Annotated in this window: 22 protein-coding genes; 7 read left to right on the top strand and 15 right to left on the bottom strand. The window is 42.7% G+C overall.

Features of this window, described 5'->3' with window-relative positions:
• Positions 1-12 precede the first annotated feature (12 nt).
• The 4 genes from AAEU28_RS17445 to AAEU28_RS17430 all read left to right on the top strand — a co-directional run bounded on the left by AAEU28_RS17445 (position 13) and on the right by AAEU28_RS17430 (position 2,384).
• Entirely contained in the window at positions 13-378 is a 366-nt protein-coding gene (locus tag AAEU28_RS17445; protein WP_421965252.1) for a YraN family protein, read from the top strand.
• A gap of 2 nt (positions 379-380) precedes the next feature.
• Positions 381-968 (top strand): SIS domain-containing protein, encoded by a 588-nt coding sequence (locus AAEU28_RS17440; RefSeq protein ID WP_421965251.1) that lies wholly within the window; start codon positions 381-383, stop codon positions 966-968.
• Positions 968-1,534 (top strand): division/outer membrane stress-associated lipid-binding lipoprotein, encoded by a 567-nt coding sequence (gene dolP, locus AAEU28_RS17435; protein WP_421965250.1) that lies wholly within the window; start codon positions 968-970, stop codon positions 1,532-1,534. Before AAEU28_RS17440 ends, dolP begins: the two co-directional genes overlap by 1 nt.
• A gap of 160 nt (positions 1,535-1,694) precedes the next feature.
• Entirely contained in the window at positions 1,695-2,384 is a 690-nt protein-coding gene (locus AAEU28_RS17430) for a DUF2711 family protein (RefSeq protein WP_421965249.1), read from the top strand.
• 261 nt (positions 2,385-2,645) lie between these two features.
• Here AAEU28_RS17430 and AAEU28_RS17425 read toward each other — a convergent pair whose 3' ends face one another.
• From AAEU28_RS17425 to zapE, 8 genes are all read right to left on the bottom strand, one after another.
• The gene (locus tag AAEU28_RS17425; protein WP_421965248.1) at positions 2,646-3,071 is read right to left on the bottom strand and encodes a ClpXP protease specificity-enhancing factor; all 426 of its coding nucleotides are present in this window, start codon (positions 3,069-3,071) and stop codon (positions 2,646-2,648) included.
• Positions 3,071-3,697: a stringent starvation protein SspA gene (sspA, locus tag AAEU28_RS17420; protein ID WP_058028619.1), complete on the bottom strand. Its 627-nt coding sequence runs from the start codon at positions 3,695-3,697 to the stop codon at positions 3,071-3,073. Before sspA ends, AAEU28_RS17425 begins: the two co-directional genes overlap by 1 nt.
• Before the next feature lie 100 nt (positions 3,698-3,797).
• Complete coding sequence (locus AAEU28_RS17415; protein WP_421965247.1) at positions 3,798-4,535, bottom strand: cytochrome c1; 738 nt, start codon at positions 4,533-4,535, stop codon at positions 3,798-3,800.
• Positions 4,532-5,830 (bottom strand): cytochrome b, encoded by a 1,299-nt coding sequence (locus AAEU28_RS17410; protein ID WP_058028617.1) that lies wholly within the window; start codon positions 5,828-5,830, stop codon positions 4,532-4,534. The genes AAEU28_RS17415 and AAEU28_RS17410 overlap by 4 nt, the downstream gene beginning before the upstream one ends.
• A complete protein-coding gene (gene petA / locus AAEU28_RS17405; RefSeq protein WP_421965246.1) occupies positions 5,830-6,417 on the bottom strand; it encodes a ubiquinol-cytochrome c reductase iron-sulfur subunit in 588 nt (195 codons plus the stop codon). The genes AAEU28_RS17410 and petA overlap by 1 nt, the downstream gene beginning before the upstream one ends.
• A 499-nt stretch (positions 6,418-6,916) precedes the next feature.
• Positions 6,917-7,306, bottom strand: a complete 390-nt coding sequence (gene rpsI, locus AAEU28_RS17400; protein ID WP_404393018.1) for a 30S ribosomal protein S9 — start codon at positions 7,304-7,306, stop codon at positions 6,917-6,919.
• Between the two features lie 11 nt (positions 7,307-7,317).
• Entirely contained in the window at positions 7,318-7,746 is a 429-nt protein-coding gene (gene rplM / locus AAEU28_RS17395; protein ID WP_421965245.1) for a 50S ribosomal protein L13, read from the bottom strand.
• A gap of 303 nt (positions 7,747-8,049) precedes the next feature.
• Positions 8,050-9,138 (bottom strand): cell division protein ZapE, encoded by a 1,089-nt coding sequence (gene zapE / locus AAEU28_RS17390; RefSeq protein ID WP_421965314.1) that lies wholly within the window; start codon positions 9,136-9,138, stop codon positions 8,050-8,052.
• 154 nt (positions 9,139-9,292) lie between these two features.
• On the opposite strand from zapE, the gene AAEU28_RS17385 reads away from it, so the two are divergent.
• The 3 genes from AAEU28_RS17385 to AAEU28_RS17375 all read left to right on the top strand — a co-directional run bounded on the left by AAEU28_RS17385 (position 9,293) and on the right by AAEU28_RS17375 (position 12,486).
• Positions 9,293-9,751, top strand: coding sequence for a YhcB family protein (locus AAEU28_RS17385; protein ID WP_421965244.1), 459 nt, complete (start codon positions 9,293-9,295; stop codon positions 9,749-9,751).
• A gap of 162 nt (positions 9,752-9,913) precedes the next feature.
• Positions 9,914-11,266, top strand: a complete 1,353-nt coding sequence (locus AAEU28_RS17380) for a Do family serine endopeptidase (RefSeq protein WP_421965243.1) — start codon at positions 9,914-9,916, stop codon at positions 11,264-11,266.
• A 134-nt stretch (positions 11,267-11,400) separates the two neighbouring features.
• On the top strand, positions 11,401-12,486 hold the full coding sequence (locus AAEU28_RS17375) for a trypsin-like peptidase domain-containing protein (RefSeq protein ID WP_421965242.1): 1,086 nt from the start codon (positions 11,401-11,403) through the stop codon (positions 12,484-12,486).
• A gap of 97 nt (positions 12,487-12,583) precedes the next feature.
• Here the strand turns inward: AAEU28_RS17375 and murA are convergent, their stop codons facing one another.
• From murA to AAEU28_RS17340, 7 genes are read right to left on the bottom strand one after another with little or no spacing between them, the layout of a single operon-like run.
• Complete coding sequence (gene murA, locus AAEU28_RS17370) at positions 12,584-13,843, bottom strand: UDP-N-acetylglucosamine 1-carboxyvinyltransferase (RefSeq protein ID WP_421965241.1); 1,260 nt, start codon at positions 13,841-13,843, stop codon at positions 12,584-12,586.
• Positions 13,844-13,853: 10 nt separating this feature from the next.
• Positions 13,854-14,111 (bottom strand): BolA family iron metabolism protein IbaG, encoded by a 258-nt coding sequence (ibaG, locus tag AAEU28_RS17365; protein ID WP_058028609.1) that lies wholly within the window; start codon positions 14,109-14,111, stop codon positions 13,854-13,856.
• A gap of 5 nt (positions 14,112-14,116) precedes the next feature.
• A complete protein-coding gene (locus AAEU28_RS17360) occupies positions 14,117-14,416 on the bottom strand; it encodes an STAS domain-containing protein (protein ID WP_138481540.1) in 300 nt (99 codons plus the stop codon).
• Positions 14,403-15,077, bottom strand: coding sequence for an MlaC/ttg2D family ABC transporter substrate-binding protein (locus AAEU28_RS17355; protein ID WP_421965240.1), 675 nt, complete (start codon positions 15,075-15,077; stop codon positions 14,403-14,405). Before AAEU28_RS17355 ends, AAEU28_RS17360 begins: the two co-directional genes overlap by 14 nt.
• Before the next feature lie 2 nt (positions 15,078-15,079).
• Positions 15,080-15,625: an outer membrane lipid asymmetry maintenance protein MlaD gene (mlaD, locus tag AAEU28_RS17350; protein WP_138481544.1), complete on the bottom strand. Its 546-nt coding sequence runs from the start codon at positions 15,623-15,625 to the stop codon at positions 15,080-15,082.
• A gap of 15 nt (positions 15,626-15,640) precedes the next feature.
• Positions 15,641-16,420 carry a lipid asymmetry maintenance ABC transporter permease subunit MlaE gene (gene mlaE / locus AAEU28_RS17345; RefSeq protein WP_130255578.1) on the bottom strand — a complete coding sequence of 260 codons (780 nt, stop codon included), beginning with the start codon at positions 16,418-16,420 and terminating at the stop codon, positions 15,641-15,643.
• Entirely contained in the window at positions 16,417-17,223 is an 807-nt protein-coding gene (locus AAEU28_RS17340; protein WP_421965239.1) for an ATP-binding cassette domain-containing protein, read from the bottom strand. The genes mlaE and AAEU28_RS17340 overlap by 4 nt, the downstream gene beginning before the upstream one ends.
• Positions 17,224-17,434: the final 211 nt, after the last annotated feature.

Raw genomic sequence — 17,434 nt, 5'->3', positions numbered from 1 at the left:
AAGGGAGATCGTATGCTAAAAGGATTGTTTGCCAATACGCGTGCCAAAGGCATGCACTACGAGCAACTAGCAGAACAATATTTACAGGCACAAGGGTTAAGAGCTGTTGCTCGCAATTATAATTGCAAATACGGTGAGATAGACCTCATCATGGAAGATCAAAACACCCTTGTTTTTGTTGAAGTCAAATATAGAAAAAGCCAAAGCTACGGTGGCGCTATTTCAGCTTTAAGCCCGAGTAAGCTTCAAAAGCTGCAGAGAAGTATTTATCATTACTTAGAGTGCAAAAAACTAAAGAATTTACCAGTACGAATAGACTTTATTGCTATCGAAGGGGTGAGTTCAGATAATATAAAGTGGATTAAAAACATATATTAATTATGCAAGAATCAATAAAAACAATTTTCACTGAGAGTATTCAAGCACAAATCGCTGCAGGAGAAGTCCTTCCTGATGTTCTTGAAGCTGCAGCCATGACAATCGTGCAAGGTTTAATTAATGGCAATAAAGTAATCTGCTGCGGTGAATCTAGCTGTAATATGCTTGCTGAGCACTTTGCTGGTCTGCTTGTAAACCACTATGAAACAGAGCGCCCTTGCCTTCCTGCTATCGCTTTATCACAAAATCACATTCACTTAGACATGCACAATACGGAGCATGATAACGACAAATTCTCACGCCAAGTTCGCGCTTTTGCACAACAGGGCGATTTACTTGTTGTCTTTGCTATTGATGGCAATGAAAAAAATATTATTTCTGCAGTAGAAGCAGCGCTGACCAAAGACATGAAAGTCATTGCGCTAGTTGGTGATGAAGGGGGTGAGTTAATTGGCCTACTTGGCCCTAATGATGTTGAGATATTGACACCGAGTAAGCGCCCTAGCCGTATTATTGAATCACACTTATTCAATGTACACTGCCTAAGTCAATTGATTGATAGTACCTTGTTCCCTCAGGATGATCAGTAATGCCATTTAAACACCTCGCAATTATAGCCGCTCTTATACTTCTTCAAGGCTGCGCTGCTGCCGTTGTCGCGGGTACAGCCGGTGCAGTGTCTGCAGCCAATGATCGACGTACCATAGGCTCGCAAATTGACGATAACAACATTGAGATAAAAGCGACCTTAGCACTTAAAAGAGTACCTAACCTAAGTGAGCAAGCGAACATCAGTGTCGTCAGCGTCAATGGCACCATTTTACTTGTCGGCCAAGTACCTTCTAACAGTCTAATGTCGCAAGCAGCACAAGCTGTCAGAAATGCCGTCACCGTCAAGAATATCCATAACCAACTTCGTATTGGTACGCGCATTGGCATCACCACACAAACCCATGACACTTGGCTGACTTCAAAAGTAAAAACCAAGCTACTCACTGCAGAGACCATCACAGGTAATAACATCAAAGTGGTTACAGAGAACAGCGAAGTCTTCTTAATGGGCTTAGTATCAGAAGAAGAAGCTGATATGGCGGTTGAAATTGCCCGTCATGTCAACGGCGTAAAAAGAGTCATCAAAGCTTTTGAATATTTATAGTAGTGTGCAAAGGGTTAATGACAAGTGCGTAGCACTTCATTTCCTTTGCGCAAGGTGAATTGATTTCGTGATGAAGTCACGCTAATCACCTCCGATTGCGAACTTACTTGCAAAGGGTTTGTAGTATAGATTAGCTTCGTTGCCAGAGTAAGGAATAGTCTTGGTTAAAAAGAAGGTTTTACCAGCACCTGATTTATATGCATCATGCCCTAATGATGGAAAGATTCTCGAATATTACCAAGGAACTTTTGACTCCGTATTTGTTGCCTTACACCAGTTTTGCAAGCCTAATAAAATTCAGTTGAGGGAATTTGAATCTGATGATTGCCCCAAAAATGCCGAAATGCGAAATGATTGTAAGCCCATCTCATGGAAAGAAGTTCTACAGGAGCTACCTTTTGATCTTTATTCAGAAATGGATATTGGGTTGAGGACTTATATTGGTGGGCTTAATAGTCAATTTGAAAATAAAGCCCTTTCAGAAACGATACGTCGATTCTCAGAAACTAGTAACATAAAGATCCCCGACGAAGGCCTAGTATGCCCATTTATCGAAGAAAAAGTTCTGTCCACCTTAATTGAACTTGGCTATGAATGGTTATGGGTTGGTGATGAATTTGGAACCGAGAGAAAATTAAAATGGATAGAGGATATTCTTGAAAAAGATGAGCTGCCATATTCAGCTTGCTCTTATACCCCTGATAGAAAGGTTCTAATTGCTACTCACTGGGACAGTCATTGCACATTCATTTGTGCAAACAACAAACTTTTGAAATCAATAATAAACGGGGCTGACGTGGAAGGTTTTTATTGCAATGATCAAACTGAAGTTTATTGGGGTTTGTATTAATTAGCTTCCGTTGCTGGCACATATGCAACTATCAGATTTCATTGAGTTCAGTTATCCAAATCTGACAGTTTAAGTTAAGACTTACACTGATATTGATAGCTGCGAAACTCTTCACACACCTTAACTCCAGCTAAAACACCTCATTTCATCTTGCGCAAAAGAACCGTACTCACTTCGTTCGCAGTCGGTAACCTTTTGCACTATAAATAAAAAACCCGCAGAAGCGGGTTTTTAAAATACATATAAGCAGCTTTAAAGCACTTATTTAACAACGCGAAGATGAGCGCCTTTTTTCTTTTCAGGCTCTTTAGGCTTCTCTTCAGTGGCTTCAACAGCCTCTTCAGGTTCAACCTGCGGCTCTTCTTCATACTCAGGAAAAGTTTCTTGAGTAAAAACGGTACCTTCACCGTTCTCACGCGCATATATTGCCAGTACAGCGCCCATAGGCACATACACCTGCATAGGCTGACCAGAAAAGCGGGCATTAAAGCTAAGCTGCTGGTTATCCATATCAAAGTGGGTCACTGCACTAGGACTGATGTTTAAAACAATTTGACCATCTTGTACAAACTGCGTAGGTACTTGAACCGCTGGATATTCAGCATTCACAACCAAATGCGGTGTGCACTCATTATCGACAATCCAATCGTAAAACGCTCTAAGCAAATATGGGCGATTTGGCGTCATTATGCTCTAATCTCACGCTCGGCTTCTGTTAAAGAAGCTTGGAATGAATCACGCTCAAATAAACGAAGCATGTATTCTTTAAGCTCTTTTGCACCTGCACCATTAAGGTCGATACCCATTTCTGGTAAACGCCATAATAGTGGTGCTAGGTAACAATCTACTAGGCTGAACTCTTCACTCATGAAGTAAGGTGCCTCAGTAAAGATTGGCGCAATTGCAAGTAGGGCTTCAGTTAACTCTTTACGAGCCTGATCTGCATCACTGCCACCTTGCTTGATTTTAGCTGCTAATGTGTACCAATCAGTTTCAATACGGTGCATCATTAGACGACTGCGACCACGCATTACTGGGTATACAGGCATTAATGGTGGGTGCGGAAAACGCTCATCTAAATATTCCATGATGATGTTCGCTTCATATAAACCAAGCTCACGGTCGATCAATGTCGGTACTGTGCCATATGGGTTAATTTCGTGAAGCGCTTCAGGCAGGTTATCTTTTTCTGCTAAGTGGATATCTACACTTACACCTTTTTCGGCTAAAACGATACGTACTTGATGGCTATACATACAGTTTGCACCTGAGAAAAGCGTCATTACAGGGCGCTTATTGGCAGCTACGGCCATGCCTACCTCCATTAAAATTACAATAAGTAATAAATCATTATAAACAGCAATAGGGGCATGCGCCCCTATTACAAAATTACTTTAAAAATGCATCACTGTATTAGTGAACATCTCTCCAGTACTCTTTCTTCAAGAAGAAGGCCAAGATAAAGAAGATTACTAAGAATCCTAATACCTTATAACCTAGCGCTTCTGATTTTAAGCGAGTTGGTTCACCAACATAAGCCATAAAGTTCGTTAAGTCACGTACTGCCTGATCGTACTCATCAGCACTCATCTCACCAGAACCATCTGTTGTGATTTCAACTACTTTTTGAACTTTAACACCGTGCTCTTCAACTTCTTCAAAACGTGCCGTTGGTACACCTTGAAGTTCTTGAAGTACGTGTGGCATACCCACTGATGGGAATACTGAATTGTTTACACCAAACGGACGACTTTCATCTACATAGAAAGACTTCAGGTAAGTGTAAATCCAATCAGCGCCACGTACACGTGCAACTAGTGTTAAATCTGGCGGTGGAGCACCGAACCAAGTTGCAGCATCTTCGATCTTGATTGCATTATTGATATGACTACCAACTTTAGAACCATCAAAGATAAGCGTTTCTTGACCGATCTCTACAGGAATACCGATGTCACGGAAAGTACGCTCATAACGCTGATACTGCATTTGGTGACAACCAAGACAGTAGTTCATGAACAACTTAGCACCGCGCTGTAAAGACGCATTGTCAGTTAAGTCATGGTTTGACTCAAGTAGTGGTACCGACGGGCCTGCTGCCATTGCAAAAGTAGGCAGCAATGCGAATAAACCAATAATTAGCTTCTTCATCATTTCGTTAACCTCTCAGGCAATGGTTTAGTCTGCTCATTCTTCGAGTATACGAATAGTAATACGAAGAACATGAAGTAAGTTACAGTCGTAATTCTCGATAGCACTGTAGACAAATCAGTCTGAGGTGTCGCACCAGCCCAACCTAGGATGATGAACGTTACTACGAACTGAGCTATGTTTAGCTTGTGCCACTTACTACGGTAGCGAATTGAACGCACCTTACCACGATCTAACCACGGCAGTAATGCCAGTAGTACGATCGATGCACCCATTGCAATTACACCCATTAGCTTATCAGGGATAGCACGTAGGATTGCGTAGAATGGCGTAAAGTACCAAACAGGGAAGATATGCTCTGGTGTCTTCAGCGGGTTAGCTGCTTCAAAGTTTGGCGCTTCAAGGAAGAAACCACCCATCTCTGGTGCAAAGAACACAACCCAACAGAAGAAAATTAAGAAACCAGCAACACCTAATACATCTTTAACTGTGTAGTATGGGTGGAACGGGATTGCATCAACAATGTCTTTCTTGTTTGTGTAATATTCATGGAATTGGAACTTCGGCTTATCTTCTTCTGCCACAGAACCTTTCTTACGCTTAATTTCAACACCGTCAGGGTTGTTTGAACCCACTTCGTGAAGCGCAACAATGTGAAGGAATACTAGAATAACTAGCACAAGTGGTAGTGCAATTACGTGTAGTGCAAAGAAGCGGTTAAGCGTCGCACCTGAAATTACGTAGTCACCACGGATCCACTGAGTTAAGTCATCTCCAATTACCGGGATCGCACCGAATAATGAGATGATTACCTGAGCACCCCAGAATGACATCTGACCCCAAGGTAATAGGTAACCCATGAACGCTTCAGCCATTAATGCTAAGAAAATTAGCATACCGAATAGCCATAGAAGTTCACGTGGTTTTTGGTACGAGCCATAGATCATACCGCGGAACATGTGTAAATACACGACCACGAAGAATGCCGAGGCGCCCGTTGAGTGCATGTATCTCAATAACCAACCATATTCAACATCACGCATGATGTATTCGATTGAAGCAAATGCGCCTTCAGCAGAAGGAACATAGCTCATTGTTAGCCAGATACCAGTTAGAATTTGGTTTACTAGTACTAAAATTGCTAAAGAGCCAAATAAGTACCAGAAGTTAAAGTTTTTTGGCGCAGGATATTGCGCGATGTGCATGTTCCAAACACGCGTCATTGGAATACGGTCATCAATCCAGTTGATGACGTTACCAACAACACCTGTTGAAGCGTTATCTTGTTTACCAGCCATTATGCAACCTCTTCTTCACCAACCAAAATGGTTGTATCATCAATAAAGGTGTAAGGTGGGATTTCTAAGTTTAGAGGTGCAGGCACCGCTTGGAATACTCGGCCGGCCATGTCGAACTTAGAACCGTGACAAGGACAGAAGAAACCTGATTCAGTACCTTCAACGAATTCACCAAAACCACCATTAAAGAAGCTTGGTGAACAGCCTAGGTGAGTACAAATACCAACCGCCACGAAAATTTCAGGGCGCTTAGAACGGTATTCATTCTTAGCTGAATCTAATTGTTGAGGCTCTTCAGACTGCGGATCACGAAGTTGATCTTCGTGAGCTTTCATCTGCTCAAGCATTTTTGGCGTACGATTGATAACCCATACAGGTTTACCTCGCCACTCAACACGAATTAATTGTCCAGGCTCAAGTTTGCTGATATCTACTTCTACAGGCGCACCCGCAGATTTAGCTCGCTCACTTGGATTCCAAGACGCAATAAAAGGAACAGCAGCTCCAGCCGCACCAACACCACCTACAACAGAGGTAGCTATGGTCAAAAAGCGACGTCGGCTGTTGTCTACAGGCGCATTGCTCATCCACTTATCTCCACTATGATCCTCAACACTTGCTATATTGAGAACATCAGTTACAGCAGGTTAAATTAAGAAACTACAAAATAGACGCGATCATAAATAATTACCTTGATGAAAACAAGGTTATTACCCGTATCAAGACTAATAAAGCATGGATTTTACTACCCATTTTAGTCGTAGTCTCGAAAGCTAGTTAGTTATGATAACGTTTTTATAACCACAATATACTGACCAAGATCAACCCCATCTATGAGGAGACGAGGGTACCCAAAAGGGCATCAAACCTTACTCACTTTACTTGCCCCGCAATTGTAGCAAAAAAAAGCGCTGATTTATCGTCAGATCTTCACTAATTACAATAAATATTGAAAATATTAGGTAAACAATAAGTCGAACACAGATTGTTTGACGTGGGTTGGGAGCGGAAATGAAAAATATTTGGACTTTTAAAACAAAAAACCCAGCATAAGCTGGGTTTTTGAATTCTTGTAAACGTAAAAAATTAACGCTTCGAGAATTGAGTGTTCTTACGTGCTTTCTTAAGACCCACTTTCTTACGCTCAACTTTACGAGCGTCGCGAGTAACAAAGCCAGCTTTACGTAGAGAAGGACGTAATGACTCGTCAAACTCCATAAGCGCACGAGTGATACCGTGACGGATAGCACCAGCTTGACCAGTTGAACCACCACCTTGAACAGTGATGTAAAGGTCAAACTTTTCAGTCATTTCAACTAGCTCTAGAGGCTGACGAACAACCATGCGAGAAGTTTCACGACCGAAGTATTCTTCGATAGAACGTTGATTAATTACGATGTTGCCAGTACCTGGGCGTAAGAATACGCGAGCACTTGAACTTTTACGACGACCTGTACCGTAGTATTGATTTGCCATGAGTTAGCTCCTTAAATGTCCAGTACTTGAGGCTGTTGAGCTACGTGAGCGTGCTCAGAACCTGCGTATACTTTTAGTTTACGGTACATTTCACGACCTAGAGGGCCTTTTGGTAACATACCTTTAACTGCTTTTTCGATAATCATTTCAGGCTTTTTAGCTTGAAGCTTTTCGAAGTTAATAGACTTTAAGCCACCTGGGAAGCCAGTGTGAGCGTAGTACATTTTGTCCTGAGTCTTGTTACCAGTAACAGTAACTTTTTCAGCGTTGATTACGATGATGTAATCACCAGTGTCAACATGAGGTGTGTACTCAGCTTTATGCTTACCGCGTAGGCGACGAGCGATTTCAGTAGCGATGCGACCTAAAGTTTTACCTTCAGCGTCAACTACGTACCAGTCACGTTTTACAGTTTCTGGTTTAGCAACAAACGTTTTCATTAAATAAAATCCAATGTTTCAAATTAAAACCACAGGTAACAAGAAGTTACCGCTTTACTATGAGTGCTTGAACCCCTTCGAGTTTAAGACTTTAATGCCGCTCAAATCGGTGGCTAAGCCGACGAGGGCTATAGAACGCAACGTGGCAGGCCGCGGATTATAGCAACACAGAAGAGGCTTTTCCAGTGTGCGACTGTTTTTTCTACAAAAAAAATAGTCGCAATGATTTGAGCGAGAATTTGTATCAATCAGCGGAAATTAATAGCGCATTTTAATGCAAAGTGACTGCTGATTAGTATTAACTTAGGCGAGATGTTCTCTTGCGAGGTATTCGTGCGACTGCATCTCTTGCAAACGGCTGATACAGCGCCTAAATTCAAAATTAAGTGTGCCATCGGTATATAGTTCTGTGATCGGCGCTGCGGCTGAGATAATAAGCGTTACATTACGCTCATAGAATTCATCAACTAAAGCGATAAAACGTCTAGCGGCATCATCATTCTGCTGCCCCATCTGTTTTACGTTAGAAAGGATCACAGTGTTGTATATACGACTGATCTCCATATAGTCTACTTGCGAACGCGCCGTTTCACAAATTTGTGTGAAATCGAACATCACAATACTATCGGCAACTTTTCGGGTGTTGATCAAACGCCCTTCGATTTCGATGGCTTCATCAAGTTTACCCGGTTCAGGTGACAGCTTATCGAAATACTCAAACAGGTTTTTATCTGCTTGTGCATCAAGCGGGCTGTGGAAAATCTCGGCCTGCTCTAACGTTCTCAAGCGATAATCAATGCCAGAATCGACGTTGACGACTTCGGTGTTTTCTTTCACTAGGGCGATGGCTGGTAAGAAACGAGCACGCTGCAAACCATTTCTATATAACTCATCAGGAACAATATTAGAGGTAGCGACTAAAATAATATCACGAGCAAACAACGCCTGCATCAAGCCACCCAGCAACATGGCATCGGTAATATCTTGTACAAAAAACTCATCAAAACAAATAATGTCGGTTTCTTTTTTGAAAATATCGGCCACAGTCTCAAGTGGATCTTTGACTTCTTTTAGCTTTTTAAGCTCATCGTGAACACGGTGCATGAAACGGTGGAAGTGCACTCGCATTTTTCTATCTGTCGGTAAAGCCTCATAAAAAGTATCAACCAAATAGGTTTTACCGCGTCCTACACCGCCCCAAAAATAAAGGCCGGTAATTTTTTGCTTTGGCTGTCGATTAAATAAGCGAGAAAAGAATCCTTGGGGCTGCTCAGGTTGATTCACGATATCATCGTACAAACGCTGCAAATGCTTTACTGCGTTTTCTTGTGCCGCATCATATTGAAAGTCATCTCGTTGTAGGTCTTGTTGATATTTTTCCCAAGGTGTCATCATTTTTCACAAACTAAGCGTTTTTATTTGAGGCATATATTAACACGCATCAAAACTCCGCGTATATTTAGCTGATAGTTTGAATTACATTTTTTATTACGTAGCCGAATAATTGCCTACACTTATAGAGCGCGTATTTTTAAGGAGACTCTCTATGACAACATTTGCTTGGTTAGGATTAATTGTGGTAGTTGCTATTGCTGCATTTTTCTTAGGTTCAATGATCACCAAGAAACAACTTAAGCACGACGATTTAGAGCAACAAGTACAATCTGCAAAGCACGAACTAGAGCAATATCGCCAGGAAGTGGCCGACCACCTTGCAAGCACTAAGAAGTTAATGACTAAAATGCAAGACAGTTACTCTCAGCTTTTGAGCCATGTAGAAGAAACAGACAAAGCATTACTTACAGTTAAACCAGCTATGCCTGATGAGCCTTTCTTCTCAAAAGAAACCACAGAGCAACTACAAGCTTCGCTACAAAGCCGCCCAGAGCGCCGTCGCGAAGCGAAAAACGGTACATTGTCAGCGCAACCTAGCGATTATGCCGAAGGTGAAACGGGTATTTTCTCTGGTGAAAGCTCAGAAGTTGAGCAATCAAAAGCCTCTTGATGAACTTTTTTTAGCCCCCATAGTCAGTAAGTACAGTTACCAAAAATGACGAACCGGTAAGTAAGCCGAAAATTTACTTACCTATCATCAATGATATATGCCCGCTTTTTTTAATGATTAATAGAAAATGGGCGTTATTACTTTTCGGAGTACTTATTGACTATGAAACTAAAACTATCGTTATTATCTGCTGCTATTTTTTCAACTGCCCTTTTCCTTTCTCCTACAGCAGTTGAAGCCAAACTCCCTGTCGCGGTCGATGGCCAGTCTTTACCTACCCTTGCGCCAATGCTAGAACGCGTTACACCTGGGGTTGTGAGTATTCGTGTATCAGGCGCAAAAGAGGTTCGCCGTCGTGTCGACCCTTTTGACTACTTCTTTGGTAACCCTCAACCTCGTAACCAAAAGCGCCCTTTTAGTGGGTTAGGTTCTGGTGTCATTATTGATGCCAATGAAGGGTACGTAGTAACAAACAGCCATGTTATCGACGAAGCCGACAAAATTATCGTTACTTTGAAAGATGGACGAGAATTTGATGCCAAACTGGTTGGTCGCGATAAAGAATCTGATATCGCATTGCTAGAAATCGACGCGGACAACCTCACAGAGGTGAAACTGGCTAATTCTGACAAACTACGAGTCGGAGACTTCTCAGTTGCCATTGGAAACCCGTTCGGCCTGAGCCACACTGTAACATCAGGTATTGTCAGTGCGCTGGGCCGAAGCGGCCTGAATATCGAAGGCTATGAAGACTTCATTCAAACCGACGCGGCTATTAACCAAGGTAACTCAGGTGGCGCTTTGGTAAACTTAAACGGTGAGCTTATCGGCATTAATACTGCCATTCTTGGCGCTTCGGGCGGTAATGTTGGTATCGGTTTTGCCATCCCTTCTAATATGATGAAGAACCTCGTTGATCAAATTATCGAATTTGGTCAAGTACGCCGAGGCTCTTTAGGTATTATTGGCCGTACACTAGATGCTGGCCTAGCCAAAGCGCAAGATTTAGAAGTTCAGCAAGGTGCCTTTGTTATGCAAGTCGTAAAAGACTCCGCAGCAAGCGAGGCCGGTATTAAAGCCAACGACGTTATCGTGAGCTTAAACGATGATGACATACAAAGCTTCGAAGAGCTTAGAGGCAAAATCGCCACTATAGGTGAAGGTAGAACTATTGAGCTAGGTGTATTCCGCGATGGTAGAAAACGTACCATTGAAGTGACACTTAAAGGCCAAGGCGAGCTGCAAGCTCAAGCAGATAAAGTACACCCAATGCTACGCGGTGCTGTGCTTGAGAGTGGCGAACGTAACGGTAACCAAGGTGTCATTGTCTCTAGCATAGAAGAGCGCTCACCAGCTGCGCGAGTTGGCCTTGAAGAAGGTGATGTGATCATGCAAGTAAACCGTCAACGCGTTAAGAACATTCGCGATATGAGCAACTTAATCGAAGACATTCAAGGTAACATCGTATTGGGTATTAAGCGCGGGCGAGACTCTGTGTTTATTCTAATTCAATAACTTGTTTTAAATTTTAGCTAATAAAATGCAGCGTCTTATTGTCGCTGCATTTTTATTTGTGCCATCATTACTATTCTGCTTTCAGTAAGATAAAATAACTGGTTGTTGTGTAATGAATAAAAATGAGCGATGGCGTGCTAAAACTTTTTAAATTTATTCTTCCCCCTCTGTTTGTCGGCCTTGGGATCGCATTTTTAGTGATTTGGTTCTCACCCAATCTAAAGGGCGCTGTTTTGCCAAAGCTCGCCATGCCAAGCCATTACACCAGCAACCATATGAGCTTTGCCGACTCAGTCGCGAAAGCCTCACCTGCCGTGGTAACGATTTTTTCTGAAAGTATTTCATCCGTGCCTCGATACCAAAGACGTAACACCACACAAGAACTCGGGTCTGGTGTGATTATGTCGAGCGATGGCTATATTCTGACAAACTACCATGTGGTTAATGACGCTGACCAAATCATGGTCATCTTGACTGACGGTAGACGCTTCTATGATGTACAAGTTATCGGTTTTGATACCATCACCGATCTCGCTTTACTAAAAATCCCAGGCCAGCACCTACCCGTTATCCCAACCGATGATGAGTTTATTCCCCGCGTTGGCGATGTGGTTTTGGCGATTGGTAACCCGCTTAATTTAGGTCAAACCATTACCCAAGGCGTGATCAGTGCCACAGGTAAGCAAACACTCACTGATAGTCAATATAACAATTTGCTGCAAATGGATGCTGCTGTGAATGTGGGCAATTCAGGGGGAGCTTTAGTTAACTCAAACGGTATTCTCGTTGGCATTACCTCTGCACAATTTAGAACGCGTCTGAATATAGACATACAAGGGATCTCTTTCGCTGTACCTTATCAGTTAGCTAAGCAAGTCATGCAACGACTCATCGCGGATGGCCGAGTAGTTCGCGGCTACTTAGGCTTTAGAGGCACAGCCGTTGATAGCTCAGGAAATGAAGTAACCGACTTATATACTCCGATTGTTGGCTTGTTGATCAGTGAGCTGGATCCATTAGGCCCTGCGTGGCAAGCGGGTATGCAAGATAGAGATATTATTGTTAAAGTTGCAGGTCAATCGATTTCTAACCCACAAAAAACATTACAGTTCATTGGTAATACTAAGCCAGGCACTGAACTTGAGTTTGAGGTGCTCAGAAATGGTGAACATCGAACTATTACTTTGACTGTTGCTGAGCTAGAAATTAACACCAATTAATTCATATAACTCACTCTGCGCGCTCAAGCCATAACATATACAAAAAAGCGACCTTGCTAACTAGGTCGCTTTTTAAATTCATAATAGATAAGCTGAATTAGTTGTGACGACGTTTAATATTCGCCCCCAACTTACTTAACTTATCTTCGATGCGTTGATAGCCTCTATCAACATGATAGATGCGATCAACCACAGTCTCGCCTTGTGCAACAATACCCGTCAAAATTAAGCTCGCTGACGCACGTAAATCAGTCGCCATGACTTGTGCGCCCGATAACTTTTCAGTATCGCCACAAATCGCTGTATTACCTTCTAAACGAATATTGGCACCCATACGCTGTAATTCAGGCACGTGCATAAAACGATTCTCAAAAATCGTTTCTGTGATTGTTGCACTGCCATTTGCTACCACATTCATCGCCGTAAACTGCGCCTGCATATCGGTCGGAAAGCCGGGGTGAGGCATGGTTTTAATGTTCACAGCCTTTAACTCGCGCTGACGCATATCGATGTAGATACTGTCTTGTTGCACTTCAACTAAGGCATTAGCGTCTCGCAGCTTTTCAAGCACTGGCTCTAAACTGTGGTAATCTGTGTTCTTACATAACACCTCACCTTTCGCCATTGCTGCAGCCACCAAGAAAGTACCTGTTTCAATACGGTCTGGTAAGATTTTATGCTCGCACCCAGATAGCTGCTCAACCCCTTCTATCTCAATGCGATGCGTACCTGCACCTGAAATTTTTGCCCCCATTGCCACTAGGCACTCAGCAAGGTTTACAATTTCTGGTTCGCGTGCAGCATTTTCTAATACCGTTTTACCATCAGCAAGCGTTGCCGCCATCAGTAAGTTTTCGGTCGCACCTACACTCACGGTTTCCATGTAGATGTCAGCCCCCTGCAACCGACCCGAAGACGTCGCATTGATATAGCCGTTTTCTACATTAATGGTTGCGCCCATTTTCTCAAGGCCGCGAATGTGTAAATCGACTGGGCGAGCGCCAATGGCACAACCACCCGGCAGAGAAACTTGAGCTTGACCAAAGCGGGCTAATAAAGGCCCCAATGCCAATACAGATGCACGCATCTGCTTTACAAGTTCATATGGCGCTAGCACTTTATCAACGGTACTTCCGTCGACTTCAAGATTATCACCATGCCATTTAACTTCTGCGCCAAGCGTCTTTAGAAGCGCTTCAGTTGTGCCTATGTCACGAAGTTGAGGTACATTCGAGAAAATACTCTTGCCATTACCAAGTAAGGCTGCAAAAAGAATTGGAAGGGCGGCATTTTTAGCGCCCGAAATTGTGACTTCACCAGCTAGGGTGGTGCCACCTTGGATAACAAACTGATCCATTGTGGCTCCGTTATTGAGGAAGGATGAATTTACGTTCTCTCTGCCACTCTGTTGGCGTGAAGGCTTTAATGCTTAAAGCGTGAATGGTGCCGTCTTTGATCACATCCATCAAAGGCCCGTAAACTAGCTGTTGCTTCTTAACTCGACTCGCCCCGTCAAAACATTCACCAACTGCAATCACCTCATAGTGACTACCATTGGCTTTAACTATGACTTCTTCTAGTGACAATGCTTCTTGTAATACCGCTTCGACTTGGTTTGTTTCCATTAGATTCACTCAAATAAGTTAGATACCTGACCTAACTCCATCAATTTATGCAGTTGCTCAGGTATATTTTTCAGCTCAAGGCGCTTACCTTGGCGTTGCAAAAGACCTAAAGAGTGAATTAACCAAGCTAAGCCCGCCGTGTCAACCCTAGAAACCTCAGAAAGGTCAAAATATAGGACTGACTGCGTACTTTGTAGCTGTTGGTTAAGAAGGCGTTCATCTATTAAGCTATTTCGGGTTAATTCTCCCTTAATCGCTACCACACCTTCTTGTTGTGGTGAAAACTGCAAATTAGTTGCCATCATCACCTCTGAATTGAACTGGTAAACGGCTCTTTTTATCTAGAAGGTCGATAACATGTTCGATACCTTGTTGACGAAGCACACCATGCAATTCAGTTTGTTTCGCATCAAGCAATGAAATACCCTCTGCCATCATGTCATATGCACGCCACTCATTGTCTTTCCCTTTGCGTACCTTGAAGTCAATCTTGATATCAGGTTTACCAGGCTCAACAATGCGAGTTTTTACAACTGCAACATCATCGCCATCAAAACTGCGGGCTTCTCCAAACTCCACCTTTTGGTTTTTATACTGGGTAAATACGCCAGCATAAGTTGCCACTAAGTAGCGCTGGAATACATCAATGAATGTTTTAATATGCTCAACAGCCTGCTTTTTCTCAGCGGGATCTGTCATGGTCCGTACTTTTTGAATATAGCTACCAAGCACACGATAAGCCGCATACTTGTAATCTACATATGGCATAAGCTCTTGTTCAACAATAACGCGCAAGTGCTCTTTGTCAGTCGAGATAATGCCTTGATCTTTAGCTACACGTTTAAATGTGTTGTCAGCAACCTGCTCAACCATTTTATACGGATCGGTTAAATCCACCTGTGGTGCGGCGAGCACCTGAGCAGACATCACTAAACCTGCAGCAACCATTAAAAACTTCTTAAACATGATTATTCTCCACCTTGGTTAAACAGGAATTGACCAATTAGCTCTTCAAGTACCAATGCCGATTTAGTATCAGTCAGCATGTCACCATTTTTAAGCGCGACACTTTCAACACCGAATAGGTCATCTAATTCAGAACCAGCATTACTTGTTACTTCATTTCCTAAACAGCTTTGCTTCGCTGATTCAGCAGCGATAACTGGAGAAAGGCCAAGGTACTGCTCACCTAAAATACCTGATGTTAAAATAGAGACCGAGGTTGTATCAGAAAACTGACACTCGTAGCTCGCATCAATACTCATATTCACAACTGGTAAAAACTCTTGTGGGTGAATGTAAATACTTTCAACGCGACCGATCACGACACCGCCCACTTTAATCGGCGCACGTGTTTTTAAAGAACCAATATTTTCAAATTTAGCGCTCAGCGTGTATGTATCACCATTACCACTGATCCCTGAGTTTGCGACTTTAAGCGCTAAAATAGCAAACGCTGCCACGCCCAGTGCGACAAATAAGCCAACTAAAATTTCTATTTTCCGTGTATTCATAATTTCTCAAAACCCTTAACTTGAAAACATCACCGCTGTTAATAAAAAGTCGAAACCTAAAACGGCCAGCGACGAATGAACAACTGTTTCTGTGGTCGCTTTACTGATCCCTTCCGATGTAGGAACACAGTCGTATCCTTTGTAAAGCGCAATCCATGTCACGATCAGTGCAAAAACGAAGCTCTTGATCATGCCATTTAAAATATCTTGCTGGAACGACACCTGAGACTGCATGATTGACCAGAAACTGCCTGAATCGACACCTAACCAATCAACGCCTACCAAGTGCGCACCAATAATTGCAACGGCTGAAAATATCAGTGCCAACAGTGGCATACTGATAAAGCCCGCCCAAAAACGCGGCGCTACGACCCTTTTAAGTGGGTCAATTGCCATCATTTCTAGGCTTGATAACTGCTCGGTTGCTTTCATCAAACCAATTTCGGCGGTTAATGCACTGCCCGCTCGACCGGCAAATAATAATGCAGTTACAACCGGACCCAACTCTCGCAATAGACTCAGTGCAACCAATGGACCTAAACTGTCTTCAGCGCCGTACCCCACCAAAACGGTATAACCTTGTAAAGCCAGTACCATACCGATGAATAAGCCCGAAACCATGATAATCAATAATGATTGATGACCTACCATGTAAAGCTGCTTAATTAACAGCGGCGTGCCTTTTTTAAAATTAGGCATGCTGAGTAGGGCGCCCAATAACATACGTGTTGCACGCCCTAATGAGGCAAAACGGCTCAGTGTTTTATGGCCTAGTGCTTGTAAAAAATCCATTATTGCTGGGCTCCTAGTAACAATTCATCTTCGTAAGGGGCAGCTTTAAAGTGGAAAGGCACTGGACCGTCTGATAACCCTTTTAAGAATTGCTGCACCAGTGGCGAACTATGTTGCAACATCTGTTCTGGCGTACCCGTGCCAATCACGCCTTGCTCAGCAATAATCACCACATGATCAGCAATACTCAGTACTTCTGTTACATCATGCGTTACGATTAAAGAAGACAAACCTAACACTTGATTAAGCGACTTGATCAGGCGTACTAACACGCCCATTGAAATTGGGTCTTGTCCAGCAAACGGTTCATCGTACATGATGAGCTCAGGATCTAAGGCTATTGAGCGTGCTAGTGCTGCACGCCTTGCCATACCACCAGATAATTCTGACGGCATTAAATCTCTGGCACCACGAAGGCCAACAGCTTGAAGCTTCATAAGTACAACAAGGCGAATTAGCTCTTCACTTAACTGCGTATGTTCTCTAAGAGGAAAAGCGATATTGTCGAATACTGACATATCAGTGAAAAGCGCGCCGCTTTGAAAAAGCATGCTCATTTTCGTACGGGCTTCGTAAAGCTCAGCACGGGTCATACCCGGTACACTTTGCCCTTCAAATGTAATATCGCCATTATCTGGCTTTAATTGACCGCCAATAAGGCGCAACATAGTGGTTTTACCAATACCACTCGGGCCCATAATTGCGGTTATCTTCCCCTTTGGTACCGAGAAACTCATGTTCTTATAGATGGTCCTATCACCTCTGGAGAAAGTTACATCCTTGATTTCGATAATTGATTGCGACAAGTCGCGCTCCACATTCTGGTTCACCAATTTGCATATCATACTTTTTTTTGGTTTTAGTGTGAAAAGAGAATTCGTAAAATTTTGTAAGCGATAGATACAGCTCTGCTTTAGTAATAGCTCACTTCTATGAATAAAGCTTTTTACCTAGCGTTTTGTTTATACTTTTTTTTATGCTTTTGATACTATTTGCCGCAATTTTGTTTTCGTTGTT

This window comes from Pseudoalteromonas sp. SS15 (genome assembly GCF_049257195.1).
GTDB lineage: Bacteria > Pseudomonadota > Gammaproteobacteria > Enterobacterales > Alteromonadaceae > Pseudoalteromonas.
The sequence above is the reverse complement of the archived record's forward strand: the minus strand, read 5'-3'. Positions and strand labels throughout refer to the sequence as shown.

Excerpts from the sequence above, each read along its gene's own strand:
- ibaG (WP_058028609.1), bottom strand. The coding sequence starts at position 14,111 with ATGGAAACAAACCAAGTCGAAGCGGTATTACAAGAAGCATTGTCACTA.
- sspA (WP_058028619.1), bottom strand. The coding sequence starts at position 3,697 with ATGGCCGTAGCTGCCAATAAGCGCCCTGTAATGACGCTTTTCTCAGGT.
- AAEU28_RS17380 (WP_421965243.1), top strand. The coding sequence starts at position 9,914 with ATGAAACTAAAACTATCGTTATTATCTGCTGCTATTTTTTCAACTGCC.
- rplM (WP_421965245.1), bottom strand. The coding sequence starts at position 7,746 with ATGAAAACGTTTGTTGCTAAACCAGAAACTGTAAAACGTGACTGGTAC.
- AAEU28_RS17440 (WP_421965251.1), top strand. The coding sequence starts at position 381 with ATGCAAGAATCAATAAAAACAATTTTCACTGAGAGTATTCAAGCACAA.
- zapE (WP_421965314.1), bottom strand. The coding sequence starts at position 9,138 with ATGACACCTTGGGAAAAATATCAACAAGACCTACAACGAGATGACTTT.
- murA (WP_421965241.1), bottom strand. The coding sequence starts at position 13,843 with ATGGATCAGTTTGTTATCCAAGGTGGCACCACCCTAGCTGGTGAAGTC.
- dolP (WP_421965250.1), top strand. The coding sequence starts at position 968 with ATGCCATTTAAACACCTCGCAATTATAGCCGCTCTTATACTTCTTCAA.
- AAEU28_RS17415 (WP_421965247.1), bottom strand. The coding sequence starts at position 4,535 with ATGATGAAGAAGCTAATTATTGGTTTATTCGCATTGCTGCCTACTTTT.
- AAEU28_RS17355 (WP_421965240.1), bottom strand. The coding sequence starts at position 15,077 with ATGTTTAAGAAGTTTTTAATGGTTGCTGCAGGTTTAGTGATGTCTGCT.
- AAEU28_RS17410 (WP_058028617.1), bottom strand. The coding sequence starts at position 5,830 with ATGGCTGGTAAACAAGATAACGCTTCAACAGGTGTTGTTGGTAACGTC.
- AAEU28_RS17425 (WP_421965248.1), bottom strand. The coding sequence starts at position 3,071 with ATGACGCCAAATCGCCCATATTTGCTTAGAGCGTTTTACGATTGGATT.
- mlaD (WP_138481544.1), bottom strand. The coding sequence starts at position 15,625 with ATGAATACACGGAAAATAGAAATTTTAGTTGGCTTATTTGTCGCACTG.
- AAEU28_RS17360 (WP_138481540.1), bottom strand. The coding sequence starts at position 14,416 with ATGATGGCAACTAATTTGCAGTTTTCACCACAACAAGAAGGTGTGGTA.
- petA (WP_421965246.1), bottom strand. The coding sequence starts at position 6,417 with ATGAGCAATGCGCCTGTAGACAACAGCCGACGTCGCTTTTTGACCATA.
- AAEU28_RS17385 (WP_421965244.1), top strand. The coding sequence starts at position 9,293 with ATGACAACATTTGCTTGGTTAGGATTAATTGTGGTAGTTGCTATTGCT.
- rpsI (WP_404393018.1), bottom strand. The coding sequence starts at position 7,306 with ATGGCAAATCAATACTACGGTACAGGTCGTCGTAAAAGTTCAAGTGCT.
- AAEU28_RS17445 (WP_421965252.1), top strand. The coding sequence starts at position 13 with ATGCTAAAAGGATTGTTTGCCAATACGCGTGCCAAAGGCATGCACTAC.